The sequence below is a fragment of the Streptococcus sp. HMSC076H09 genome, from assembly GCF_001811765.1.
GTDB lineage: Bacteria > Bacillota > Bacilli > Lactobacillales > Streptococcaceae > Streptococcus > Streptococcus agalactiae.
In genome coordinates, this window is sequence record NZ_KV806603.1 from 21301 (window position 1) to 47816 (window position 26516).

Here is a 26516-nt window from a genome sequence, read left to right on the forward strand (position 1 = left end):
CTAGCTTTTTAATGTTAATTTTTAAGAGTTATAGGAGCTACGGGTAGTTATTTCATTGTTCTTTGCAAAAAGTTTACAATATTTTTCTTCTTGTATTGATGAAATAATTTCTTGGATTTGATTGATCTGGTCTGGAGTATGAATCAAATCAATATATGTAATTAAACTCTCTGAAGAAATCTCATGTTTTATAAAGGAAGAAAGCTTTGGGTTGGTAATAATAATATCTGGATTAAGATTAGTAATATTGGAAAGATCATCAGTTAATAAATAGTAAGGGTGGAAATGAATCTGTTTAGAAGAAAACCTCTGTGATAAACATTCTGTTAAAATTTTGTTATTAATAAAGTCTGTAGTTAGTACGGCTATTTGTATCGGAGGAATATGATTTTTGATAATTCTTTCTAGGTGAGCACAAAGGAGAAGAAAATGTTGTTCCTTAAACGTGTATTCTCCAATTTCACTTAACCAATTTGTAATTATCGGTCGGAGAATAGTAGTTAATTTATCATGTCTATGATAGTTCCATGAAGGAAATGAAATTGTTTCAGGGATTAATTGATTTAATCCTAAAATAAATGTTCGGGAAAAAATGATAGCAACTTTTACCAACTCGTCATGATAGGAGTCAGATAAGGGAAGGGCATCTTTGAGTGGCTGTAATAATTTTTGGAATTTGGGATAATTTTCGAAAATAGCTATTACATTATCGATACGCTTCTCAGTCCAATTTGGATTAGAAAAAGAGTTATGGGAAGTAAGGTAAGCAAGAAAAATATAGTCTATATCGTCTTTTTTAAATTAATTTTAAAGGAATCTATAATAACATTTTTGACACAATATTGTAATGTATCATAGATAAATATATTTTGTAGTTCAATGAAAAGGGGTGAGTAAGGGACAACTACATTATAATTAATACGTTTCCATGATAGAGACAATAATGTATCAAATAAAAAGAAAAATCATTCAAAAATTGGGAAAAAACTTTAAAATTCCATACCTTATAATAAGAAATTATTGATATCATAATAAGTGATAGTTTTTATATTCTAGGATATTCTGTATCTGATCTTAGATTTAGAAACGACATTTCGGCACAATAGGAGTTGTAAAATGAGAAAATACCAAAAATTTTCTAAAATATTGACGTTAAGTCTTTTTTGTTTGTCGCAAATACCGCTTAATACCAATGTTTTAGGGGAAAGTACCGTACCGGAAAATGGTGCTAAAGGAAAGTTAGTTGTTAAAAAGACAGATGACCAGAACAAACCACTTTCAAAAGCTACCTTTGTTTTAAAAACTACTGCTCATCCAGAAAGTAAAATAGAAAAAGTAACTGCTGAGCTAACAGGTGAAGCTACTTTTGATAATCTCATACCTGGAGATTATACTTTATCAGAAGAAACAGCGCCCGAAGGTTATAAAAAGACTAACCAGACTTGGCAAGTTAAGGTTGAGAGTAATGGAAAAACTACGATACAAAATAGTGGTGATAAAAATTCCACAATTGGACAAAATCAGGAAGAACTAGATAAGCAGTATCCCCCCACAGGAATTTATGAAGATACAAAGGAATCTTATAAACTTGAGCATGTTAAAGGTTCAGTTCCAAATGGAAAGTCAGAGGCAAAAGCAGTTAACCCATATTCAAGTGAAGGTGAGCATATAAGAGAAATTCCAGAGGGAACATTATCTAAACGTATTTCAGAAGTAGGTGATTTAGCTCATAATAAATATAAAATTGAGTTAACTGTCAGTGGAAAAACCATAGTAAAACCAGTGGACAAACAAAAGCCGTTAGATGTTGTCTTCGTACTCGATAATTCTAACTCAATGAATAACGATGGCCCAAATTTTCAAAGGCATAATAAAGCCAAGAAAGCTGCCGAAGCTCTTGGGACCGCAGTAAAAGATATTTTAGGAGCAAACAGTGATAATAGGGTTGCATTAGTTACCTATGGTTCAGATATTTTTGATGGTAGGAGTGTAGATGTCGTAAAAGGATTTAAAGAAGATGATAAATATTATGGCCTTCAAACTAAGTTCACAATTCAGACAGAGAATTATAGTCATAAACAATTAACAAATAATGCTGAAGAGATTATAAAAAGGATTCCGACAGAAGCTCCTAAAGCTAAGTGGGGATCTACTACCAATGGATTAACTCCAGAGCAACAAAAGGAGTACTATCTTAGTAAAGTAGGAGAAACATTTACTATGAAAGCCTTCATGGAGGCAGATGATATTTTGAGTCAAGTAAATCGAAATAGTCAAAAAATTATTGTTCATGTAACTGATGGTGTTCCTACGAGATCATATGCTATTAATAATTTTAAACTGGGTGCATCATATGAAAGCCAATTTGAACAAATGAAAAAAAATGGATATCTAAATAAAAGTAATTTTCTACTTACTGATAAGCCCGATGATATAAAAGGAAATGGGGAGAGTTACTTTTTGTTTCCCTTAGATAGTTATCAAACACAGATAATCTCTGGAAACTTACAAAAACTTCATTATTTAGATTTAAATCTTAATTACCCTAAAGGTACAATTTATCGAAATGGACCAGTGAAAGAACATGGAACACCAACCAAACTTTATATAAATAGTTTAAAACAGAAAAATTATGACATTTTTAATTTTGGTATCGATATATCTGGTTTTAGACAAGTTTATAATGAGGAGTATAAGAAAAATCAAGATGGTACTTTTCAAAAATTGAAAGAGGAAGCTTTTAAACTTTCAGATGGAGAAATCACAGAACTAATGAGGTCGTTCTCTTCCAAACCTGAGTACTACACCCCTATCGTAACTTCAGCCGATACATCTAACAATGAAATTTTATCTAAAATTCAGCAACAATTTGAAACGATTTTAACAAAAGAAAACTCAATTGTTAATGGAACTATCGAAGATCCTATGGGTGATAAAATCAATTTACAGCTTGGTAATGGACAAATATTACAGCCAAGTGATTATACTTTACAGGGAAATGATGGAAGTGTAATGAAGGATGGTATTGCAACTGGTGGGCCTAATAATGATGGTGGAATACTTAAGGGGGTTAAATTAGAATACATCGGAAATAAACTCTATGTTAGAGGTTTGAATTTAGGAGAAGGTCAAAAAGTAACACTCACATATGATGTGAAACTAGATGACAGTTTTATAAGTAACAAATTCTATGACACTAATGGTAGAACAACATTGAATCCTAAGTCAGAGGATCCTAATACACTTAGAGATTTTCCAATCCCTAAAATTCGTGATGTGAGAGAATATCCTACAATAACGATTAAAAACGAGAAGAAGTTAGGTGAAATTGAATTTATAAAAGTTGATAAAGATAATAATAAGTTGCTCCTCAAAGGAGCTACGTTTGAACTTCAAGAATTTAATGAAGATTATAAACTTTATTTACCAATAAAAAATAATAATTCAAAAGTAGTGACGGGAGAAAACGGCAAAATTTCTTACAAAGATTTGAAAGATGGCAAATATCAGTTAATAGAAGCAGTTTCGCCGGAGGATTATCAAAAAATTACTAATAAACCAATTTTAACTTTTGAAGTGGTTAAAGGATCGATAAAAAATATAATAGCTGTTAATAAACAGATTTCTGAATATCATGAGGAAGGTGACAAGCATTTAATTACCAACACGCATATTCCACCAAAAGGAATTATTCCTAAGACAGGTGGGAAAGGAATTCTATCTTTCATTTTAATAGGTGGAGCTATGATGTCTATTGCAGGTGGAATTTATATTTGGAAAAGGTATAAGAAATCTAGTGATATGTCCATCAAAAAAGATTAAAAATTATGCGCTTTAGTATTCTTAATTAATTAACTAAAATTCCATGACTTGAAGGGAGTGGTGCTGCGGTGTATTAAAATCCGCATATTATTAATCATGTTGATTAACTAAAATAAGAAGGAGATAGAAATGAAAAAAATCAACAAATATTTTGCAGTCTTCTCGGCATTGCTACTGACCGTAACATCATTGTTCTCAGTTGCACCAGTGTTTGCGGAAGAAGCAAAAACTACTGACACAGTGACCTTGCACAAGATTGTCATGCCTCGAACTGCATTTGACGGTTTTACTGCTGGTACAAAGGGTAAGGATAATACTGACTACGTTGGTAAACAAATCGAAGACCTTAAAACTTACTTTGGCTCAGGCGAAGCGAAAGAAATCGCAGGTGCTTACTTTGCTTTCAAAAATGAAGCTGGTACTAAATACATCACTGAAAATGGTGAAGAAGTTGATACTTTGGATACAACAGATGCCAAAGGTTGTGCTGTTCTTAAAGGTTTAACAACAGACAATGGTTTCAAATTTAACACTTCTAAATTAACAGGAACTTACCAAATCGTTGAATTGAAAGAAAAATCTACATACAACAACGATGGTTCTATCTTGGCTGATTCAAAAGCAGTTCCAGTTAAAATCACTCTTCCATTGGTAAACGACAATGGTGTTGTTAAAGACGCTCACGTTTATCCAAAGAACACTGAAACAAAACCACAAGTAGATAAGAACTTCGCAGATAAAGAACTTGATTATGCGAACAACAAAAAAGACAAAGGGACTGTCTCAGCATCTGTTGGTGATGTTAAAAAATACCATGTTGGAACAAAAATCCTTAAAGGTTCAGACTATAAGAAATTAATCTGGACCGATAGCATGACCAAAGGTTTGACTTTCAACAACGATATTGCTGTAACATTGGATGGTGCAACTCTTGATGCTACAAATTACAAACTTGTAGCAGATGACCAAGGTTTCCGCCTTGTCTTGACTGACAAAGGTCTTGAAGCAGTGGCAAAAGCCGCAAAAACAAAAGATGTTGAAATCAAGATCACTTACTCAGCTACTTTGAACGGTTCTGCTGTCGTTGAAGTTCTAGAAACCAATGATGTTAAATTGGACTACGGCAACAACCCAACAATTGAAAATGAACCAAAAGAAGGTATTCCAGTTGATAAGAAAATCACTGTTAACAAAACATGGGCAGTAGATGGCAATGAAGTGAATAAAGCAGATGAAACAGTTGATGCTGTCTTCACCTTGCAAGTTAAAGATGGTGACAAATGGGTGAATGTTGATTCAGCTAAAGCAACAGCTGCAACTAGCTTCAAACACACTTTTGAAAACTTGGATAATGCTAAAACTTACCGCGTTATCGAACGTGTTAGCGGCTACGCTCCAGAATACGTCTCATTTGTAAATGGCGTTGTAACCATCAAGAACAACAAAGACTCAAATGAGCCAACTCCAATCAACCCATCAGAACCAAAAGTGGTGACTTATGGACGTAAATTTGTGAAAACAAATAAAGATGGAAAAGAACGCTTGGCAGGAGCTACCTTCCTTGTTAAGAAAGATGGCAAGTACTTGGCACGTAAATCAGGTGTTGCAACAGATGCAGAAAAAGCTGCTGTAGATTCAACTAAATCAGCATTGGATGCTGCTGTTAAAGCTTACAATGATTTGACTAAAGAAAAACAAGAAGGTCAAGATGGTAAATCAGCATTGGCTACCGTTAGTGAAAAACAAAAAGCTTACAATGATGCCTTTGTTAAAGCTAACTACTCATACGAATGGGTTGAAGATAAAAATGCTAAGAATGTTGTTAAATTGATTTCTAACGATAAAGGTCAATTTGAAATTACTGGCTTGACTGAAGGTCAATACTCATTGGAAGAAACACAAGCACCAACTGGTTATGCTAAATTATCAGGTGATGTTTCGTTTAATGTTAATGCTACTTCATACAGTAAAGGTTCTGCTCAAGATATTGAGTATACCCAAGGTTCTAAAACTAAAGATGCACAACAAGTTATCAATAAGAAGGTTACTATTCCACAAACAGGTGGTATTGGTACAATTTTTTTCACAATTATTGGATTAAGTATTATGCTTGGAGCGGTAGTTATCATGAAAAGACGTCAATCAGAGGAAGTTTAAGATTAGCTTTTGATGATGTGTAAGCACAGTTAAAGCTGTGCTTATGATCTAAGGGTATTTCAGTAGAAGTACTCTTAGATCATAAGCAAGAGCCATTATTTAGGAGATGACGTGAAGACTAAAAAAATTATCAAAAAAACAAAAAAAAAGAAATCAAATCTGCCTTTTATCATTCTTTTTCTAATAGGTCTATCTATCTTATTGTATCCAGTGGTATCACGATTTTACTATACGATAGAATCTAATAACCAAACACAAGATTTTGAGAGAGCTGCTAAAAAACTTAGTCAGAAAGAAATCAATCGGCGTATGGCTCTAGCACAAGCATATAATGATTCTTTAAATAATGTCCATCTTGAAGATCCTTATGAGAAAAAACGAATTCAAAAGGGGATAGCAGAGTACGCCCGTATGTTAGAGGTAAGTGAAAAAATCGGCATAATTTCAGTTCCTAAGATAGGTCAAAAACTCCCTATATTTGCAGGTTCAAGTCAAGAAGTTCTATCTAAAGGAGCAGGTCATTTAGAAGGTACCTCTCTTCCAATTGGAGGCAATAGCACCCATACCGTTATAACAGCGCACTCAGGAATTCCAGATAAAGAGCTCTTTTCTAACCTTAAAAAGTTAAAAAAAGGAGATAAGTTTTATATTCAAAACATAAAAGAAACGATAGCATATCAAGTAGATCAGATAAAAGTCGTTACACCCGATAACTTTTCAGATTTGTTGGTTGTTCCTGGACATGATTATGCAACCTTATTGACTTGCACCCCGATTATGGTCAATACACACAGACTTTTAGTAAGGGGTCATCGTATCCCTTATAAAGGTCCTATTGATGAAAAATTAATAAAAGACGGTCATTTAAACACGATTTATAGATATCTTTTCTATATATCTTTAGTTATTATTGCTTGGTTACTTTGGTTAATAAAACGTCAACGTCAAAAAAATCGTTTATCAAGTGTTAGAAAAGGAATTGAATCATAATGCGAGGAAAATTTCAGAAAAACCTTAAGAAATCGGTCGTTTTAAATCGATGGATGAATATAGGTTTGATATTATTATTCTTAGTAGGTCTTTTGATAACCTCATATCCTTTTATTTCAAATTGGTACTATAATATTAAAGCTAATAATCAAGTAACTAACTTTGATAATCAAACCCAAAAATTAAATGCTAAAGAGATTAATAGACGATTTGAGTTAGCAAAAGCTTATAATAGAACACTGGACCCAAGCCGCCTATCAGATCCCTATACTGAAAAAGAAAAAAAAGGTATTGCTGAATACGCCCATATGCTTGAGATTACTGAAATGATTGGATATATTGATATACCGTCTATCAAGCAAAAATTACCTATCTATGCGGGGACTACCAGTAGTGTTCTTGAAAAAGGAGCAGGACACCTTGAAGGAACTTCTTTGCCAATTGGTGGAAAAAGTTCACATACTGTTATCACAGCTCATCGCGGCTTACCTAAAGCTAAGTTATTTACAGATTTAGATAAACTTAAAAAAGGAAAAATTTTTTATATTCATAATATCAAAGAAGTTTTAGCCTATAAGGTTGATCAAATAAGTGTTGTAAAGCCAGATAATTTTTCTAAATTATTGGTTGTTAAAGGTAAGGATTATGCGACTTTGCTAACATGTACACCTTATTCGATTAATTCACATCGTTTACTAGTTAGAGGGCATCGAATCAAGTATGTACCTCCTGTTAAAGAAAAGAACTATTTAATGAAAGAATTGCAAACACACTATAAACTTTATTTCCTCTTATCAATCCTAGTTATTCTTATATTAGTCGCTTTACTATTATATTTAAAACGAAAATTTAAAGAGAGAAAGAGAAAGGGAAATCAAAAATGAAAAAGATTAGAAAAAGTTTAGGACTTCTACTATGTTGCTTTTTAGGATTGGTACAATTAGCGTTTTTTTCGGTAGCCAGTGTAAATGCTGATACCCCTAATCAACTAACAATCACACAGATAGGACTTCAGCCAAATACTACAGAGGAGGGGATTTCTTATCGTTTATGGACTGTGACTGACAACTTAAAAGTTGATTTATTGAGCCAAATGACAGATAGCGAATTGAACCAGAAGTATAAGAGTATCTTGACTTCTCCTACTGATACTAATGGTCAGACAAAGATAGCACTCCCAAATGGTTCGTACTTTGGTCGTGCTTATAAAGCTGATCAAAGCGTTTCAACAATAGTACCTTTTTATATTGAATTACCAGATGATAAGTTATCAAATCAATTACAGATAAATCCTAAGCGAAAAGTTGAAACAGGCCGATTAAAACTTATTAAATATACAAAAGAAGGAAAGATAAAGAAAAGGCTATCAGGAGTAATATTTGTATTATACGATAACCAGAATCAGCCAGTTCGCTTTAAAAATGGACGATTTACGACCGATCAAGATGGGATTACTTCATTAGTAACTGATGATAAGGGAGAAATTGAGGTTGAAGGTTTATTACCTGGTAAGTATATTTTTCGAGAAGTAAAAGCACTAACTGGTTACCGTATATCTATGAAGGATGCTGTAGTTGCTGTAGTTGCTAATAAAACACAGGAAGTAGAGGTAGAAAACGAAAAAGAAACTCCTCCACCAACAAATCCTAAACCATCACAACCGCTTTTTCCACAATCATTTCTTCCTAAAACAGGAATGATTATTGGTGGAGGACTGACAATTCTTGGTTGTATTATTTTGGGAATTTTGTTTATCTTTTTAAGAAAAACTAAAAATAGCAAATCTGAAAGAAACGATACAGTATAGTAATTTGGTATTAATATGATTTTTAATCACTACTACTAATTAGTAATTAAAAAACTTGCAATTGCAAGTTTTTTTTGTTATGCTATAGGTGTCTTCAGGGCAGGGTGTAATTCCCGACCGGCGGTAATCGCTTCCAACTTATTTGTCAGTTGTGAAGCATCAGTCCGCGAGCGAAAGCTGATGTGGTGAGATTCCACAACCGACAGTAAAGTCTGGATGGGAGAAGACAAAGGTTTTTTTCGCGTACCTACGCTTACCTTTGGAGCTTCTTTCAATTTATTTAAATTGGAGGAATTTTTTTATGACAAATACACGTAAAATGGTGACAATCGCCATTCTTTCTGCCTTATCTTTTGTATTGATGATGGTTTCATTTCCATTAATACCAGGAGCAGAATTTTTAAAGGTTGATTTTTCAATCCTTCCGATGTTAGTTACTTTTATTTTATTTGATTTGAAATCAAGTTATGGTGTACTCTTATTAAGATCACTTTTAAAAGTTATACTTGCTAATCGTGGTCCAGAAACCTTTATCGGTTTACCGATGAATATGGTTGCTCTAGCTTTATTTTTAGCAAGTTTCGCTATTTTCTGGAAAAATAGAGAGAGTGCAAAAGATTTTATTAAAGCTAGTCTATTTGGTACAGTTAGCTTGACTGTATCTATGGTAGCTCTCAACTATGTCTTTGCGATTCCTTTGTATGCTATATTTGCTAACTTTGATATCAGAACATTTATTGGTGTAGGCAATTACCTTTTAACAATGGTTATTCCATTTAATATCGTTGAGGGAATTTTAATTTCGATTGTTTTCTATCTAACTTACGTGGCTTGTTTGCCAATATTAGAAAGATATAAAAAGACTAATGTTATCTCGTCAAAATAGTAAACTTATTCAAGCATTTATTGCTATTATCTTATTTTTCAGTTTAGGATTGGTCATCAAATATTGGCCCGACACTGTAATTGCATTTGACCAAACTATTCAAGAAAGTGTTAGAGGACAGTTGCCAAATCTTTCTACAAGATTTTTCAAGTTAATCACTGTGATTGGTAATACTGTAAGCCAGATAGCTATTGCGATTATGAGCGTCACTTTCTGTTACCTTAAGAAGTGGTATCCTCAAGCTAGATTTATCGCAGTAAATGCTATTATCTCTGGTATATGTATACTTTCTTTAAAACTTATTTTTCAAAGAGTAAGACCAACTTTACCCCATTTAGTATTTGCAGGTGGCTATTCGTTTCCCAGTGGGCACTCGATGGGAACATTTATGATATTTGGGAGTATTATTATTTTATTGCAGTACTATATGCCTAATAGTATATGGAAACTGTTGTGCCAAGGTATTTTGGGTTTGCTCATTTTTTTAATTGGGTTATCTCGTATTTACCTAGGGGTTCATTTTCCGACAGATGTTTTAGCTGGTTTTATACTTGCTTATGGTATTTTGAATCTAACTGCGTATATCTTTTTAGCCAAGGATTGGTTAAAGAAAGTGAAGTAAATAAAAGATTGGGACTAACTGATGTTCCAATCTTTTTTAGTTTTATTGTAGTAGTGAGGTTATTTTAGTTAAAATTGTGATACAATTATCCTATGAAAAAACGTTATCGTGCGATTAATGATTATTATCGAGAACTCTTTGGAGAAAAAATATTTAAATTACCTATAGATGCTGGTTTTGACTGTCCTAACAGAGACGGAACAGTTGCTAGAGGAGGGTGCACTTTTTGCACAGTTTCTGGTTCAGGGGATGCTATAGTTGCTCCAGAAGCTCCTATTCGTGAACAATTCTATAAAGAAATTGATTTCATGCATAGAAAGTGGCCTGAAGTTAATAAATACTTAGTCTATTTTCAAAATTTTACCAATACCCATGCTAAGTTAGAGATAATTAAAGAGCGTTACGAACAGGCTATTAATGAGCCAGGAGTTATCGGGATCAACATCGGAACAAGGCCGGATTGCTTACCTGATGAAACTATATACTATCTCGCTGAACTTTCTGAAAGAATGCATGTGACTTTAGAATTAGGCCTTCAGACAACTTATGAAGCAACTTCTGCATTAATAAATAGAGCACATTCATATGACCTTTACAAAAAAACTGTTAAGAGAGTACGAGAATTAGCTCCTAAAGTAGAAATCGTTTCTCACCTAATAAATGGTCTCCCAGGGGAGACACATGATATGATGGTGGAAAATGTTCGTCGATGTGTTATGGATAATGATATTCAGGGTATAAAATTACACCTTCTGCATCTTATGACTAATACAAGAATGCAGAGAGATTACCATGAAGGTCGTTTACGTTTGTTAAGTCAAGAAGACTATATTTCGATTATTTGTGACCAACTGGAGATTATTCCAAAACATATTGTTATTCACCGAATTACTGGTGATGCGCCACGTCATATGTTAATTGGACCGATGTGGAGCCTTAATAAATGGGAAGTGCTTAATGCCATTGACAAAGAAATGGAGAAAAGACAGTCATATCAAGGATGTAAAGTTGAGGTAAAACATGATTAAAAGACCAATTCATCTTTCTCATGATTTTTTAGCAGAAGTTATTGATAAAGAAGCAATAACGCTTGATGCAACTATGGGAAATGGGAATGATACTGTTTTTTTAGCGAAAAGTTCTAAAAAAGTTTATGCATTTGATATTCAAGAAGAAGCAATAGCAAAAACGAAAGCAAAGCTCACGGGGCAAGGGATCTCTAACGTTGAACTTATCTTGGATGGGCATGAAAATTTGGAACAGTATGTTCATACACCTTTAAGAGCAGCTATATTTAATCTGGGATACTTACCCTCAGCGGATAAAACAGTTATTACAAAACCTCACACAACTATCAAGGCAATCAAAAACGTTTTAGATATTTTAGAAGTAGGTGGACGTCTATCGCTTATGGTTTATTATGGTCATGATGGTGGAAAAAGTGAGAAAGATGCGGTGATAGCATTCGTGGAACAATTACCACAGAATAATTTCGCTACAATGCTTTATCAACCACTCAATCAAGTTAATACGCCCCCCTTTTTAATTATGGTAGAAAAGTTACAATCATATGAAAATGAGGTGTAACTATCTTTAGGCAATTAGCAAAAATGATAATTGCTATAAAATGCCATAAACAATATTATCGACTATGCGCTCAGTGCTATTATATGATATAATGATAGCATTATCTAATAGAAGAACAGTTGGTAGAGTTAATCGCTATCAGCTAAATTCAAATAATTTTTATTTAGGAGTAATTTTCCATGGAAGACCCTGGCAGTCAGAGTTTGTTACTACAATTTGTTGTTTTATTAATATTAACCCTATTTAACGCCTTCTTTTCAGCATCTGAAATGGCTTTAGTATCGCTAAACCGCTCTAAAGTAGAACAGAAAGCTGAAGAAGGGGACAAAAGGTATCGACGTCTTTTGGACGTTCTTGAAAATCCCAATAATTTTTTATCAACAATTCAAGTTGGTATTACTTTTATTAGCCTTTTGCAAGGGGCTAGTTTATCCGCCTCATTAGGACATGTGATTTCAGGGTGGCTAGGAAATTCAGCAACAGCCCGTACAGCAGGGAGTATTATTGCGCTAATCTTTTTAACATATGTCTCTATTGTTCTAGGAGAATTATATCCTAAGCGTATTGCTATGAATTTGAAAGATCGTCTAGCAATTGTTTCAGCTCCCATTATTATCTTTCTGGGGAAAATCGTAAGCCCCTTTGTATGGTTGCTCTCAGCTTCAACTAACTTATTGAGTAGAATCACTCCGATGACTTTTGATGATGCTGACGAGAAGATGACACGTGATGAAATTGAATATATGTTGACGAATAGTGAAGAAACTTTGGATGCTGAAGAAATTGAGATGCTGCAAGGGATTTTCTCGCTAGATGAAATGATGGCGCGTGAAGTTATGGTTCCGCGCACTGATGCTTTCATGATTGACATCAACAATGATGCACAATCAAATATTGAAGGAATTTTATCACAAAACTTTTCTCGTGTCCCTGTTTATGATGACGATAAAGATAGAGTTGTTGGTGTTTTACATACCAAGCGCTTATTGGAAGTGGGCTTTAAAACTGGTTTTGATACTATCGACTTGCGAAAAATACTTCAGGAACCTCTTTTTGTTCCAGAAACGATTTTTGTAGATGACCTTTTAAAAGCATTACGCAACACTCAAAATCAAATGGCCATTTTACTAGATGAATATGGTGGCGTTGCTGGTTTAGTAACTCTAGAGGATTTATTGGAAGAAATTGTCGGCGAAATTGATGATGAAACAGATACAGCTGAACAATTTGTCAGGGAAATCGATGAGAATATCTATATTGTTCTAGGAACTATGACGCTTAATGAATTTAATGATTATTTTGAGACAGAGTTAGAAAGTGATGATGTTGATACAATTGCGGGTTATTATTTAACTGGTGTGGGTAGTATTCCAAACCAAGAGGAAAAAGTAGCTTACGAAGTAGACTGCAAAGATAAACACATCACTTTGATTAATGATAAAGTTAAAGATGGTCGTATAACAAAATTGAAGGTGCTATTGTCTGATATAGAACAGAATATTGAAAAAGACTAAGATTACTTAGTCTTTTTTTCATGAAAATGATATAATAAAGTCATAAAAACGGTTACAAGGTGATGAAATGGCAGAAATAGACTATAAAAAAGTAACAGGAATGATCCATTCTACAGAAAGTTTCGGCTCTGTGGATGGGCCAGGTATTCGTTTTATCATTTTTATGCAAGGATGTAAAATGCGTTGTCAATACTGTCATAATCCTGATACTTGGGAAATGGAAACTAACAATTCAAAGGAACGTACCGTTGAGGATGTTCTAAAGGAAGCTCTCCGTTATAAACATTTTTGGGGAAAAGATGGAGGTATCACAGTTTCAGGTGGTGAAGCAATGCTGCAAATTGCCTTTATTACAGCCCTCTTTATTGAGGCTAAGAAACTAGGTATTCATACGACGCTAGATACTTGTGGTTTTGCTTATCGAGCAACACCAGAATACCATGCTATCCTTGAAAAATTGTTAGATGTTACTGATTTGGTACTCCTTGACTTAAAAGAAATTGATCCAGAACAACATAAAATTGTAACTCGTCAGTCTAACAAAAATATTTTACAGTTTGCTAGATATTTATCTGATAGAGGTACTCCGGTATGGATTCGTCATGTTTTAGTTCCTGGATTGACTGATATTGATGACCATTTAAAACGTTTGGGTGAATTTGTCCAAACACTTGATAATGTCGATAAATTTGAAGTATTGCCTTATCATACTATGGGAGAGTTCAAATGGCGTGAATTAGGAATTCCGTATCCATTAGCTGGTGTGAAACCACCAACTCCAGAACGTGTTAAAAACGCTAAAGATATCATGAAAACAGAATCCTATACAGAATATCTAAAAAGGATTCAAAATTAGTTTTAAGTTGAATTTTATTCAACTTTTTTAGTTGCAAAGGGCTTCCTAGTAAGATTTTTTGCTAAGTTATTCAATTTTTGCTACAATAAGGTGAATATAAAAGAAGAGGTAAAAACATGTCTAAAATTTTAGTCTTTGGTCACCAAAATCCAGATTCAGATGCTATTGGATCATCAGTTGCTTTTGCATATCTAGCTAAAGAAGCTTGGGGGCTTGACACAGAGGCCGTTGCTTTAGGAACTCCAAATGAAGAAACAGCATATGTTTTAGATTATTTTGGTGTTCAAGCACCTCGAGTAGTAGAATCTGCAAAAGCAGAGGGTGTAGAGACAGTCATTTTAACTGACCATAACGAATTCCAACAATCTATTTCTGATATTAAAGATGTGACAGTTTATGGTGTTGTTGATCATCATCGTGTTGCTAACTTTGAGACTGCTAATCCGTTATATATGCGTTTGGAACCAGTTGGCTCAGCATCATCGATTGTTTACCGTATGTTTAAGGAAAATGGAGTATCAGTACCCAAAGAGTTGGCTGGTTTATTATTATCAGGTTTGATTTCAGATACTCTTCTTTTGAAATCACCAACAACTCATGCTTCAGATATTCCAGTTGCAAAAGAACTAGCAGAGATTGCAGGTGTAAACTTAGAAGAATATGGTTTAGAAATGCTTAAAGCAGGTACTAACCTCTCAAGTAAGACTGCAGCGGAGTTGATTGATATTGATGCTAAAACATTTGAATTAAATGGAGAAGCTGTTCGTGTTGCACAAGTTAATACTGTGGACATTAACGATATTTTAGCACGTCAAGAAGAGATTGAAGTTGCTATTCAAGAAGCAATTGTCACAGAAGGTTATTCTGATTTTGTATTGATGATTACTGACATTGTTAATTCAAATTCAGAGATTTTAGCTCTCGGTTCAAATATGGCTAAAGTTGAAGCAGCTTTTGAATTTACACTTGAAAATAACCACGCTTTTCTTGCTGGGGCAGTATCACGTAAAAAACAAGTTGTTCCTCAATTGACAGAAAGCTACAATGCTTAATTAATCATGTAAAACGGGCTACGTCCCGTTTTTTTAGTCATACATTTAGGAGCGCTTTTATGATATTAACGTTTAATCCAGGAAAGTTAGAAAGACAAGAGTTTTTTAAGGAGCTTATTAACTATCTTTGGATACATGATGATGTAACACTAAGACAAATAAAGTCCCACTTTACAGACTACTCTAAAATTGACCGTTTGTTAGAAGAATATATTAACCATGGATATATCCTTCGCCAAAATAAACGCTACAGCCTTAATCTTCCTTTTCTGAGTTCGCTAGATGGATTAGTATTAGATGATTTGGTTTTCATAGATTCTGATAGTCAAATCTATCAGTTATTACAGAAGCGAAAATTTGTGACAAATTTAGATAACCAAACCAATCACTTGGTATTTGTAGAAGAGACAGATTTTGAAAGAAACACTTTGACTCTTTCTAATTATTTCTATAAACTAACTAACGGTTATCCACTTTCAAGAGAACAAAAAAAGCTTTATCAACTTTTAGGAGATGTTAATTCGGAATATGCTTTAAAATATATGTCAAGCTTTATATTGAAATTTCTTCGCAAGGATAGTGTTAAGCAAAAACGTACAGATATTTTTATCCAAGCTTTAGAATTACTTGGATATATTAGCTTAAACCAAGATACTACCTATCGTTTAAATGCTAAACTTGATGTTGAAGCTTTAAAGATTTACTTAACATAAAAAAAGACTGGAAGTTTGTCCAGTCTTTTTTAGTCAACTTTTGTCATCAACCAGAGAAAATAGGGGGCACCAATTATTGATACAACCAATCCAGTGGGTATACCTGTACCAACTAAGAGGAGACGACCTATAGTATCTGATACCAATAGGATAATAGCACCAATAAGAAGACAGCTAGGTAGTATAATTTTATGGTTATTTCCTAATAGTCGTCTACTTAAGTGCCCAGCGAGTAAGCCTATAAAAGTAATATTACCAATTAAGACGACGCTAATAGCAGCAAGGCTACTTGCCAGCATCAAAGTATATATTCTTTCCTTTTTTAAATGAAGTCCTAGAGCGAGAGCAGTCTGCTCGTTTAGGTTCATAATATTAAGGTGGCGACTGCGACTATATGTTAATCCCCATAACAAAATGAGAATCGGGATAAAAGTGATAATGGTAGTCCAGGAACTAATTGTAATTTTTCCACTAAGCCATTCAACGATCATATCCATTTTTTGACTATTAGACTGACTAATAATAGAAATCATAATGCCTGAAATCATTGTAGATATTCCGATACCAGTGACGATTAATCGTGTAGGGCTAATATTGTGATTTCTTCTGTATGACATAAGATAGACAAGAAAAATAGTTACCAACCCTCCAAACATAGCAAATAGGGGTAAAAAGTATAATATAGTTGGATTGCTAACATTAAATGTTCCTATGGTTAGAGCGATTACTAATCCAGCTCCAGCATTGATACCAAGAATACCGGAATCAGCTAGTGGATTTTTGGTTAACGTCTGTAATAGCAACCCAGCAATTCCTAAAGAAGCTCCCCCAAAGATACAGACAATAATACGAGGTAAACGAATGTTAGTAATGATAAAAAGGAAGGCATCATCAGATTTTCCACTTATTAGTTTTAAAACGTTAATAACGGAAGTATTAGCATAGCCAAGTGAAATTGATACTAGTATTAATAATAGTAGGATAATGACAGATGATATTAAAACAAAAGGAGCTTTATTTTTTTGAATCATAGATTTTTCCCTTTTCTAATTAACCATAGGAAACATGGAAGCCCTACGATACTGATTATAGAACTAATTGGTGTCTCTGAAGGGGGATTTATAATACGAGATGATAAGTCTACCCAGATCATGAAAGTAGCCCCTGAAAATCCTATTAAAGGTAATAACAGACGATAATCTTTGGGAATAAAAAGCTTAATAAAATGTGGAATAATCAATCCAATGAAAGAAACGGTTCCTATCAACGCGACTGATGAAGCCGATAAAAACAAAACAATAAGTAATAGAAACGCAGTCATTAATTGAGTTTTTTGTCCCAATGCTTTGGCCACAGATTCATTAAGGCTCAAGATAGTTAATTGATGTGCTAGGAGTTGTGAAATAAGTAAACCTAAAATAATGATAGGTGCTATTATGATTAGCATTTTCCAGTTAATTTGGGATAAACCACCTGCTTGCCAACCGATAACAGTTCGATTGAGTTTAAAGTATAATGTAACCACTTGTCCAACAGACGTAAAAAGTGTGGAGATCATCGCTCCAGCTAAAATGAGTCGTAGTTGGTGGTAACCCTTTTGCTTTGTATAAGAGAGTGTGAAGACTAAAAGACAAGAAATGACAGACCCTAGTAAGCAGACAATGAGAATCGTACTATAGTGCATGCTCCCTAAAAAAGCATATGCAACAACAAGGGCTAACCCAGTTCCGGCGTTAATACCTAGTAGTCCAGGATCAGCAATGGCGTTTCGAGTGACTCCCTGCATAATAGCACCTGCTTGTGACATAGCTGCACCTACTAAGATAGCTGCAATTATGCGTGGTAGTCTAATGTCAAAAATAACATCCTGAGCATTAGAGTTTTTTAAGGGATTTTTTAAAACAGTTATTAAATCACTAGTCTTGAAATTGATAGCACCAAATCGTAAGCTGGCGTAACAACCAATAAGAAATAGTATAAGTGTTATGAAAAAAACAAGCCAAAAATGATTTGACTTATTTTTTTGAACGAGTTTTTTTGAAGCTTTAAACATAAGAGGAGCTTTCTTTTAATTTGTATTTTCTTTGATAGCCTTTGTAAATGATTTTAATTGAGCTTCTAAAGATAGAGGGTCAGAGAAATAAAACACGTCGTAGTTACTTTCTATGATGTGCCCTTTTTTGACAGCTGGTAAATTCTTCCAGACATCACTTTCTTTAAGTGATGAAGCTGCTTTTTTAGTCGTTTTGTTTATATTAACAAGGGCATAATCTCCAACGTAATCACCGATTGCTTCTTGCGAAACGGTAAACCACCCTTTTTTAAAGACATCTTTTTTGACTTTTTCTGGGGCAGCATAACCTAGTGAATCATAGATTAGTTCTCCACCGCGTCCAAAATTATTACCATATAAATAGATATTTTTATCATAAAAATCCATAATAGTAAAAGTAGTGTTAGGCTTTAAGATATGGTGTAAATCTTTTTTGGCAGCGAGAGTTTTAGTTTTCCATTGGCTAACCCACTGATTAGCTTCTTTTTCTTTACCGAATACTTTCCCCAAGGCTGGCATCATATCTAAATAATTTTGTGCACCATATTTAATAACTAAAGTTGGTGCAATTTTTTTCAGAGTATTGATGTTTGGATCTTGATCGAAAACCATGATTAAATCAGGTTTTTGTGCGGCAATAGCTTCTGTATCATCAGCAGTTAATTTTTTAGCTTCTTTCAGTTGCTTACCAAAAACGGGGCTATCTTTTTCTAAGTCTAAACTGTAACTTGAAACATTAACACCTAGTTTTAATAAATACCCAGTGTAAGAATATGTAAAATTAATTACTTTTTTCGGATTTTCAGGAATTTTTCCATAATAGGTGAAGCCTTCAATTTTAGGCATTTTAGAAATAGTTGTTTTAGTGCTTTCTTGTTTAGTTTGTTGTCCGCAAGATACCAAAAAGAAGGTCAGTAGTGTGAGGACAATAATTCCAATTTTTTTCATAAGATAACATCTCCTAAATAATATTAATTTTGATCAGTTGATAATTGATAAGATAACAAAACAGGTTGTTTACTAATAGGGTCCTGAATGATATGAGCATCAATCTTAAAAATATCTTTGATAATATCTTTAGTCATGATCTGACTAGGACTACCTTCATAGATAATTTTACCGGTTTTCATTGCAACTAGATAATCAGAATAGCGCGCAGACAGGTTTAGGTCGTGTAGGACCATAATAATTGTTTTTTGCGTTTCGTTATTAAGTTTTTTGAGCAATTCCAAGACTTCTAATTGATGATTCATGTCAAGATAAGTTGTAGGTTCGTCTAAAAAGATAGTATCTGTATCTTGTGCTAAAGCCATAGCAATCCATACTTTTTGCCTCTGACCTCCTGAAAGGTCATCAACATCTCTATTAGCAAATTGCGCTACGTTAGTCATTTCCATCGCCCAATGGATTTTACTGCGATCGTCATTTGTCAAATTGCCAAGGTATTTTTGGTGTGGGAACCGTCCATAAGATATTAGTTCATAAACTGTTATCCCTTCAGTTGCTTCTAACACCTGTGGGAGAAGTGCAATCTTCTTAGCAATTTCCTTTGTGGGTAAATGTGCAATATCATGACCATCAATAGTGATAGTACCATCTTTTATTTTATGGATGCGTGTGAGAGCCTTCAAAAGAGTAGACTTTCCACATCCATTGGCACCAATAATCGTTGTTATTTTTTGGTTAAGTATACTGAGGGAAAGATTATTGATGATTTCTTTCTGATCGTAAGATACGATAATGTTTTCTGCTTTTATGTGAGACATAGAGAACCTTTCTAGCAAAAAATTAAGTTCATTATAACATAGAAAAAAGGCTTACAAAAGCCTTTTTTAGCATTAATTAAGAAAAATGTGAACAAAATGATAATTATTTAGAATGATTCAAAATAGTATCAATAATCATTATTGTTTAGCTTTTTTATCGTTTAAGGTATTTTTTCGCAACTTCTAAATCTCCAGAGTAATTGTCACGATTTCCTTTGATAATTTGATAAGCATCTGCCCCTTTACCAGCGATAATAATTGCATCTAGTTTGCAATTAGTAAGAGTACTGGCATTAGCAATTGCTTCTTCTCGATCAATGATGATAGTAACTGGACGATTAATATGGCTTGCTATTTCTTGTGAGATAACTAAGGGATCTTCAAAATTAGGATCATCTGCAGTGAGTATCACTTGTAGATTAGGATGTTGATTAATGACATCTCCGAAGTCTTTACGACGGCTTTGACCTTTATTACCAGGAGCTCCGAGCACTAATATAATATCCCCTTTTTGGTGTTCCTCAACAACAGCTAATAATTTCTTCAAACTGTCTCCGTTGTGGGCATAGTCAACGAAAATCTTTGCGCCGTTGGTTTGTGTTAGGACTTCCATGCGGCCAGGGACGGTAGTTTGTGCAATTCCGTTTTTTATATCTTCAATTGAAACACCAAGTCGGAGACAAGCAAGTCCAGCTGCGATAGCATTTTCTTGATTGAATTTTCCAATCAGCTTGATATCGTAGGTGTTCTCCAACTTTCCTTTGACATGGAAAGAAAAGGCCTGTGATTCTGTGATAACATTTTCAGAATAATCTCCATAGAAATCATGAGGAATATATTCTACCTGTTCTTTGACAATATTAAAATGATCCATCTGACTATTTACAACAACAGCATTGCTATTCTCCATCAAGAGCCGTTTGTGGAAAAAATAATCTTCGAATGTAGGGTGCTCGATAGGACCAATATGATCGGGACTAATATTTAAGAAAACGCCAACGTCAAAGGTTAAACCATAAACACGTTTGGTTAGGTATGCTTGGCTTGATACTTCCATAACTAAGTGTGTCATTTGATTCTCAACAGCTGTAGCCATCATCCGAAATAAATCAAGACTCTCGGGGGTTGTGAGATGTGATTTAAAGAAAGATTTACCATCTAATGTTGTGTTCATAGTTGAGAGCATAGCAGGACGATGGTTTACTTTTAACATATGATAAGCAAAGTAAGCCGCAGTTGTTTTTCCTTTTGTTCCAGTAAAAGCTAGAAGTTTAAGTTTGTTTTGTGGGTTATTATAGAAAGACATAGATATCAAACTCATGGCTTTTTTGATATCATTGACTAATATCACTGGAATATCGGCGCCGTAATCTATCTCAGAAACGTAAAAAGAAAGGCCTGCTGTGATTGCAGAATCTAGATATTCTTTTTTAAAAGTAGCACCCTTAGCGAAAAATAAAGTATCAGATGAAATTTGACGACTATCATATGATAAGGCATTAAAAGTTACATTTTGTGTCCAGTTATAATAATAATGCTCATGAAACAAAATCTCTCTGAAATTATGGTCATTTTTTAAAATTTCTAAAATTTTATCTATTGTAATCATACTCCTTATTTTAGACTTTATGTTCTCGTTTTACAAGTCTAAGGTAAAAGTTTATAATAAAGTGATATTTCTGAGATTTTTGTCTTTTAAATGCTAAATAATATTGAAAATAGAAAGTTTACCATGTCACAAAAAACAACAAAAGTTAGTCAGCAAGAACAAATGGTCAAAGGGACGGCTTGGTTAACAGCAGGGAATTTCATTAGTCGGTTGCTGGGAGCCATCTATATTATCCCTTGGTATGCTTGGATGGGAAAGCATGCTGCCGAAGCAAATGCTTTATTTGGGATGGGATATGAAATCTATGCTTTATTTCTTTTGATATCAACTGTTGGAATTCCAGTAGCAGTTGCAAAACAGGTATCTAAGTATAACACTTTAGGTAAAGAAGAGATGAGCATTTACCTGGTTCGGAAAATCTTGCAGTTTATGCTGATTTTAGGTGGAGTTTTTGCATTAATTATGTATATTGGTTCACCTCTATTTGCTTCACTTAGTAAAGGAGGGCAAGAACTCGTTCCAATATTGCGTAGTCTAACTCTAGCTGTTTTAGTTTTTCCTTCAATGAGTGTTTTACGTGGTTTTTTTCAAGGTTTTAATAATTTAAAACCGTATGCCATTAGTCAAGTCGCTGAGCAGATTATACGTGTCATATGGATGCTATTAACTGCTTTCTATATTATGCGTCTAGGATCAGGAGATTATATTGCCGCTGTGACACAGTCAACATTCGCCGCCTTTGTCGGTATGTTTGCTAGTATAGCTGTGCTGCTTTATTTCTTATGGCGTTATAATATGCTATCTGCTTTGATTGGTAAAACTCCAGAGCACATTAAATTAGATACTAAAGAAATACTAATTGAGACTGTTAAGGAAGCAATCCCTTTTATTATTACTGGTGCAGCAATTCAAATTTTCAAATTGATTGATCAGTTTTCATTTGGGAATACGATGGCGCTCTTTACGAATTATTCAAGTGAAGAATTACGGGTTATGTTTGCTTACTTTTCAAGCAACCCTGGTAAAGTTACGATGATTCTAATTGCTGTTGCTACCGCAATTGCTGGAGTTGGTATTCCATTGTTAACAGAGAATTTTGTTAAGAATGATAAAAAAGCCGCCGCTCGTTTGGTTGTTAATAATTTACAAATGTTACTAATGTTTTTACTGCCAGCTGTTGCAGGATCCGTTATTTTAGCAAAACCTTTGTATACAGTCTTTTATGGGTTACCGCAGGGACAAGCTTTAGGGCTTTTTGTCATATCTCTTATTCAAACAATTATTTTATCTATTTATACTGTTTTAGCACCAATGCTACAAGCATTGTTTGAAAATCGTAAAGCTATTATTTACTTCCTATATGGTCTGGTGGCAAAAGTTATTTTACAAGTTCCCTCCATTTTCCTTTTCCATGCCTATGGACCACTTTTCTCAACGACAGTAGCTCTTTGTATCCCAGTAATTCTTATGTATTTGAAAATACATGAAATTACAGGATTTAAACGCCAAGCTATTCGTCGTACAAGTGCTTTAGTCCTTATTCTAACGCTATTGATGAGCTTTATTATTTCTATGATAATATGGTTAATGAACCTGGTTATTGTACCCGATAGTAGACTGGTAAGTCTAGTTTACATTATCGTTATCGGTGCAATAGGTTTAGGGGTATATGGCTTTATGGCACTGGCCACCCATCTACTTGATAAGATGATTGGCAGTCGTGCTCAAGACTTACGCCGAAAGTTGCACCTTAACTAATGAAAAAACTAGGTTAGACAGAGTTGTTTAACCTAGTTTTTTGACGACCAAAATTATTTGTGAAATTTTAAGGTAGTCACAATATAGTGAGCTTATTTTTATGTTATAATTAAATGGAGAAATATGAGGTGAAAGATGTCTTACGAAAAGCTTTTAGAACGATTTTTAACATACGTCAAAATAAATACAAGAAGTAATCCTAATAGTACACAAACGCCAACAACTCAAAGTCAAGTTGACTTTGCTTTAACAGTTTTAAAACCAGAAATGGAAGCAATTGGTTTAAAAGATGTTCATTATTTACCTTCTAATGGGTATTTGGTTGGAACCTTACCTGCTACAAGCGACCGCTTATGCCATAAAATAGGTTTTATATCCCATATGGATACAGCTGATTTCAATGCTGAAAATATTACTCCACAAATTGTTGACTATAAAGGTGGAGATATTGAACTTGGAGACTCAGGTTACATTTTAAGTCCAAAAGATTTTCCAAATTTAAATAATTACCATGGGCAAACATTGATTACAACAGATGGTAAAACCTTACTGGGAGCAGACGATAAGTCTGGTATAGCAGAAATCATGACAGCTATGGAATATTTGGCTTCGCATCCAGAAATTGAGCACTGTGAAATTAGAGTTGGCTTTGGACCAGACGAAGAAATTGGTATAGGTGCAGATAAATTTGATGTTAAAGATTTTGATGTTGATTTTGCCTATACAGTGGATGGTGGACCACTAGGAGAATTACAGTATGAAACCTTTAGTGCAGCTGGTTTGGAGCTTACATTTGAAGGACGAAACGTTCACCCTGGAACTGCAAAAAATCAAATGATTAATGCTTTACAGCTTGCTATGGATTTTCATAGTCAATTACCAGAAAATGAACGTCCTGAACAAACAGATGGCTATCAAGGATTTTATCACTTATATGATTTAAGTGGAACAGTTGATCAAGCTAAAAGTTCATATATCATTCGAGATTTTGAGGAAGTTAATTTCTTAAAACGTAAGCACTTGGCTCAAGATATCGCTGATAATATGAATGAAGCATTACAATCTGAACGTGTAAAGGTTAAACTATACGATCAATATTACAACATGAAGAAAGTTATTGAAAAAGACATGACACCTATCAACATTGCTAAAGAAGTAATGGAAGAGTTAGACATCAAGCCAATCATAGAACCGATTCGTGGTGGTACAGATGGCTCTAAAATTTCCTTTATGGGAATCCCTACTCCTAATCTTTTTGCAGGTGGTGAAAACATGCATGGACGTTTTGAATTCGTTAGTCTACAAACAATGGAAAAAGCAGTTGATGTTATTTTAGGCATCGTTGCTAAGGATTAGTAAAGAAATATCAGATTGGAGTGGTTAAATGATAAAATTATTTGGGAAGATACGTTATCACTGGCAACCTGAACTTTCTTGGGCTATTATTTATTGGTCAATAGCCATTGCACCAATTTTTATTGGTTTATCTCTGCTATATGAAAGAACTGAGATTCCGAGTCAGGTATTTGTTCTATTTGCCATCTTTATTGTTTTAGTAGGCATTGGATTTCATCGCTATTTTGTTATTGAAGAAGATGGATATCTTAGGATTGTATCTTTTAACTTTTTAAGACGATCTAAATTTCCAATTGAAGATATTGCTAAAATTGAAGTCACTAAATCAAGTGTCACTATCAAATTTAATAATAACCATGAGCGTATTTTTTACATGCGAAAATGGCCTAAAAAATATTTTTTAGATGCACTAGCTATTGAACCTAAATTTAAGGGAGAAGTGGAGCTTCTCGATAATTTGATTAAAATGGATTATTTTGAATGTTATCGCTACGATAAAAAAGCTCTTACAAAATCGTAAGAGCTTTGGTGGGACATGATTTAACTGCTAAAACAGTATCTTGATCAGAATTTGGAACCTCTTTTTCTAGGTTATCTGTATCGGAAAATTTAACGATACCATCATCTTGATAATCAAAAATATTTGAATATGTTTGGCAAAGCCCGCAGGCAATACATTTTTCTGGAATTAGTGCAACTTTCATAGTATTATTGTAATACTTATTGATACGATTAACAAGGGGGAAGTCATGGCGAAAAAACCATGGGAAAAAAAAGTTGTGGAAAACAATAGTCATAGAAAAGACAAAATTACAAGAACGAGTAGAGGTGTGGTGTCAAGTACTCCTTGGCTTACCGCTTTCTTGAGTGCATTCTTTGTTATTGTCGTTGCTATTTTATTTATAGTATTTTATACTTCAAATAGAGGAGAAGACAGAGCAAAAGAAACTTCTGGTTTTTATGGTGCTTCAAGTCAAAAAGTTAATAGTTCTAAAACGAAAAAAGCATCTACAAGTAAGAAAACAACGTCATCATCAAAAACTAAAACTAGTGATAAATCAACAACATCTTCTAGTACAGTAGCAAGTTCGAGTGAGACATCGACATCATCTTCAGTAAACGGTGGAACAATCGTAGTTCAACCAGGTGAGGGAGCAGCCTCCATAGCTGCTCGTGCAGGTATCTCAGTTGCTCGTTTACAAGAACTTAATCCTGGTCATATGACCTCAGGGTATTGGTATGCTAATCCAGGCGATCCTGTGGTTGTAAATTAAGGGGAGGATTATGAACTCAATTAATATTGCTATTGATGGACCAGCATCAAGTGGGAAAAGTACTGTCGCTAAGATTATTGCTAAAAATTTGAATTACACTTACCTTGATACAGGTGCTATGTATCGTTGTGCTACTTATCTGGCTTTACAGCATGGATATGAAGCACAAGATGTTTCGAAAATTTTAGGACTCCTAGCTGAAAGACCGATTTCTTTTGGTAAAGCAGAAGATGGCAGCCAGACAGTCTTTATTGGCACAGAAGAAGTTACTTTAGCTATCCGTCAAAACGATGTTACTAACAATGTCTCGTGGGTTTCTGCTATCCCAGAGATTCGAGAAGAGTTAGTAAACCAGCAGCGTCGTATAGCCAAAGATGGTGCTATTATAATGGATGGTCGTGACATAGGAACAGTTGTTTTGCCAGATGCAGAATTAAAGATTTTTTTAGTTGCTTCTGTTGATGAAAGAGCTGAGCGTCGCTTTAAAGAAAATCAAGAAAAAGGCATTGAGAGTGATTTTGAAACACTGAAATCAGAAATTGCTGCTCGTGATTATAAAGATAGCCATCGAGAAGTTTCACCATTAAAGGCAGCAGAAGATGCTATTGAATTTGATACTACAGGAGTATCAATTGAAGGTGTTGTAACTTTTATTCAAGAAAAAGCAGAAAAAATAATTGACATGAAGAATTAG

Annotated in this window: 25 protein-coding genes and 1 riboswitch; of the genes, 18 read left to right on the forward strand and 7 right to left on the reverse strand. The window is 34.1% G+C overall.

Translation table 11 applies throughout. The features are described from left to right. Nucleotides 1-21: 21 nt before the first annotated feature. A complete protein-coding gene (locus tag HMPREF2818_RS10325) occupies nucleotides 22-612 on the reverse strand; it encodes a hypothetical protein (RefSeq protein ID WP_000241339.1) in 591 nt (196 codons plus the stop codon). 504 nt (nucleotides 613-1116) lie between these two features. Here HMPREF2818_RS10325 and pilA point away from each other — a divergent pair. The 13 genes from pilA (at nucleotide 1117) to HMPREF2818_RS04865 (ending at nucleotide 16006) form a co-directional block, all read left to right on the forward strand. After that, nucleotides 1117-3822, forward strand: a complete 2706-nt coding sequence (gene pilA, locus HMPREF2818_RS04805; protein ID WP_001233993.1) for a PI-2a pilus adhesin PilA — start codon at nucleotides 1117-1119, stop codon at nucleotides 3820-3822. Between the two features lie 129 nt (nucleotides 3823-3951). Beyond that, the gene (locus HMPREF2818_RS04810) at nucleotides 3952-5979 is read left to right on the forward strand and encodes an isopeptide-forming domain-containing fimbrial protein (protein ID WP_000723558.1); all 2028 of its coding nucleotides are present in this window, start codon (nucleotides 3952-3954) and stop codon (nucleotides 5977-5979) included. Nucleotides 5980-6090: 111 nt separating this feature from the next. Beyond that, nucleotides 6091-6969, forward strand: coding sequence for a class C sortase (locus HMPREF2818_RS04815; protein ID WP_000850400.1), 879 nt, complete (start codon nucleotides 6091-6093; stop codon nucleotides 6967-6969). Beyond that, nucleotides 6969-7853: a PI-2a pilus assembly sortase SrtC4 gene (gene srtC4 / locus HMPREF2818_RS04820; RefSeq protein ID WP_001214178.1), complete on the forward strand. Its 885-nt coding sequence runs from the start codon at nucleotides 6969-6971 to the stop codon at nucleotides 7851-7853. The genes HMPREF2818_RS04815 and srtC4 overlap by 1 nt, the downstream gene beginning before the upstream one ends. Next, nucleotides 7850-8776: a PI-2a pilus subunit PilC gene (pilC, locus tag HMPREF2818_RS04825; RefSeq protein WP_000723818.1), complete on the forward strand. Its 927-nt coding sequence runs from the start codon at nucleotides 7850-7852 to the stop codon at nucleotides 8774-8776. Before srtC4 ends, pilC begins: the two co-directional genes overlap by 4 nt. 86 nt (nucleotides 8777-8862) lie before the next feature. Further along, nucleotides 8863-9008, forward strand: a riboswitch (FMN riboswitch). A gap of 69 nt (nucleotides 9009-9077) precedes the next feature. Further along, nucleotides 9078-9662 (forward strand): ECF transporter S component, encoded by a 585-nt coding sequence (locus tag HMPREF2818_RS04830; RefSeq protein WP_000185810.1) that lies wholly within the window; start codon nucleotides 9078-9080, stop codon nucleotides 9660-9662. Next, nucleotides 9643-10284, forward strand: coding sequence for a phosphatase PAP2 family protein (locus HMPREF2818_RS04835; RefSeq protein WP_000952711.1), 642 nt, complete (start codon nucleotides 9643-9645; stop codon nucleotides 10282-10284). Before HMPREF2818_RS04830 ends, HMPREF2818_RS04835 begins: the two co-directional genes overlap by 20 nt. Before the next feature lie 92 nt (nucleotides 10285-10376). Further along, nucleotides 10377-11312, forward strand: a complete 936-nt coding sequence (locus tag HMPREF2818_RS04840; RefSeq protein WP_000747787.1) for a tRNA modification radical SAM protein MnmL/YtqA — start codon at nucleotides 10377-10379, stop codon at nucleotides 11310-11312. Further along, on the forward strand, nucleotides 11305-11871 hold the full coding sequence (locus HMPREF2818_RS04845; RefSeq protein ID WP_000596039.1) for a tRNA 5-(aminomethyl)-2-thiouridylate-methyltransferase MnmM: 567 nt from the start codon (nucleotides 11305-11307) through the stop codon (nucleotides 11869-11871). Before HMPREF2818_RS04840 ends, HMPREF2818_RS04845 begins: the two co-directional genes overlap by 8 nt. Nucleotides 11872-12050: 179 nt before the next feature. Next, nucleotides 12051-13385, forward strand: a complete 1335-nt coding sequence (locus HMPREF2818_RS04850; RefSeq protein ID WP_000389990.1) for a hemolysin family protein — start codon at nucleotides 12051-12053, stop codon at nucleotides 13383-13385. 67 nt (nucleotides 13386-13452) lie between these two features. Further along, entirely contained in the window at nucleotides 13453-14241 is a 789-nt protein-coding gene (gene pflA, locus HMPREF2818_RS04855) for a pyruvate formate-lyase-activating protein (RefSeq protein WP_000807695.1), read from the forward strand. Between the two features lie 116 nt (nucleotides 14242-14357). After that, on the forward strand, nucleotides 14358-15293 hold the full coding sequence (locus HMPREF2818_RS04860) for a manganese-dependent inorganic pyrophosphatase (RefSeq protein ID WP_000036015.1): 936 nt from the start codon (nucleotides 14358-14360) through the stop codon (nucleotides 15291-15293). Nucleotides 15294-15352: 59 nt separating this feature from the next. Further along, nucleotides 15353-16006, forward strand: a complete 654-nt coding sequence (locus tag HMPREF2818_RS04865; RefSeq protein ID WP_000604063.1) for a DUF1803 domain-containing protein — start codon at nucleotides 15353-15355, stop codon at nucleotides 16004-16006. A gap of 29 nt (nucleotides 16007-16035) precedes the next feature. Here HMPREF2818_RS04865 and HMPREF2818_RS04870 read toward each other — a convergent pair whose 3' ends face one another. From HMPREF2818_RS04870 to HMPREF2818_RS04890, 5 genes are all read right to left on the reverse strand, one after another. Beyond that, nucleotides 16036-17037 carry a FecCD family ABC transporter permease gene (locus tag HMPREF2818_RS04870; RefSeq protein ID WP_000615154.1) on the reverse strand — a complete coding sequence of 334 codons (1002 nt, stop codon included), beginning with the start codon at nucleotides 17035-17037 and terminating at the stop codon, nucleotides 16036-16038. Next, the gene (locus tag HMPREF2818_RS04875; protein WP_000471522.1) at nucleotides 17034-18059 is read right to left on the reverse strand and encodes a FecCD family ABC transporter permease; all 1026 of its coding nucleotides are present in this window, start codon (nucleotides 18057-18059) and stop codon (nucleotides 17034-17036) included. Before HMPREF2818_RS04875 ends, HMPREF2818_RS04870 begins: the two co-directional genes overlap by 4 nt. A gap of 15 nt (nucleotides 18060-18074) precedes the next feature. Further along, nucleotides 18075-19007 (reverse strand): ABC transporter substrate-binding protein, encoded by a 933-nt coding sequence (locus HMPREF2818_RS04880; protein ID WP_000719459.1) that lies wholly within the window; start codon nucleotides 19005-19007, stop codon nucleotides 18075-18077. Between the two features lie 23 nt (nucleotides 19008-19030). Then, entirely contained in the window at nucleotides 19031-19825 is a 795-nt protein-coding gene (locus tag HMPREF2818_RS04885) for an ABC transporter ATP-binding protein (protein WP_000018233.1), read from the reverse strand. Between the two features lie 154 nt (nucleotides 19826-19979). Continuing rightward, nucleotides 19980-21434: a UDP-N-acetylmuramoyl-L-alanyl-D-glutamate--L-lysine ligase gene (locus HMPREF2818_RS04890; RefSeq protein ID WP_000628273.1), complete on the reverse strand. Its 1455-nt coding sequence runs from the start codon at nucleotides 21432-21434 to the stop codon at nucleotides 19980-19982. Nucleotides 21435-21557: 123 nt separating this feature from the next. Between HMPREF2818_RS04890 and HMPREF2818_RS04895 the strand changes: the two genes are divergently transcribed. The 3 genes from HMPREF2818_RS04895 (at nucleotide 21558) to HMPREF2818_RS04905 (ending at nucleotide 25068) form a co-directional block, all read left to right on the forward strand. Continuing rightward, nucleotides 21558-23192 carry a putative polysaccharide biosynthesis protein gene (locus tag HMPREF2818_RS04895; RefSeq protein ID WP_000080011.1) on the forward strand — a complete coding sequence of 545 codons (1635 nt, stop codon included), beginning with the start codon at nucleotides 21558-21560 and terminating at the stop codon, nucleotides 23190-23192. 135 nt (nucleotides 23193-23327) lie between these two features. Next, a complete protein-coding gene (gene pepT, locus HMPREF2818_RS04900) occupies nucleotides 23328-24548 on the forward strand; it encodes a peptidase T (protein ID WP_000119581.1) in 1221 nt (406 codons plus the stop codon). Nucleotides 24549-24576: 28 nt separating this feature from the next. Then, nucleotides 24577-25068 (forward strand): EbsA family protein, encoded by a 492-nt coding sequence (locus HMPREF2818_RS04905; RefSeq protein ID WP_000593175.1) that lies wholly within the window; start codon nucleotides 24577-24579, stop codon nucleotides 25066-25068. Here HMPREF2818_RS04905 and HMPREF2818_RS04910 read toward each other — a convergent pair. Further along, nucleotides 25055-25252: a ferredoxin gene (locus HMPREF2818_RS04910; RefSeq protein WP_000861360.1), complete on the reverse strand. Its 198-nt coding sequence runs from the start codon at nucleotides 25250-25252 to the stop codon at nucleotides 25055-25057. The genes HMPREF2818_RS04905 and HMPREF2818_RS04910 overlap by 14 nt on opposite strands. 45 nt (nucleotides 25253-25297) lie before the next feature. On the opposite strand from HMPREF2818_RS04910, the gene HMPREF2818_RS04915 reads away from it, so the two are divergent. Then, a complete protein-coding gene (locus HMPREF2818_RS04915) occupies nucleotides 25298-25822 on the forward strand; it encodes an SAG1386/EF1546 family surface-associated protein (RefSeq protein ID WP_001085537.1) in 525 nt (174 codons plus the stop codon). A 10-nt stretch (nucleotides 25823-25832) separates the two neighbouring features. Next, nucleotides 25833-26516 (forward strand): (d)CMP kinase, encoded by a 684-nt coding sequence (cmk, locus tag HMPREF2818_RS04920; RefSeq protein WP_001084715.1) that lies wholly within the window; start codon nucleotides 25833-25835, stop codon nucleotides 26514-26516.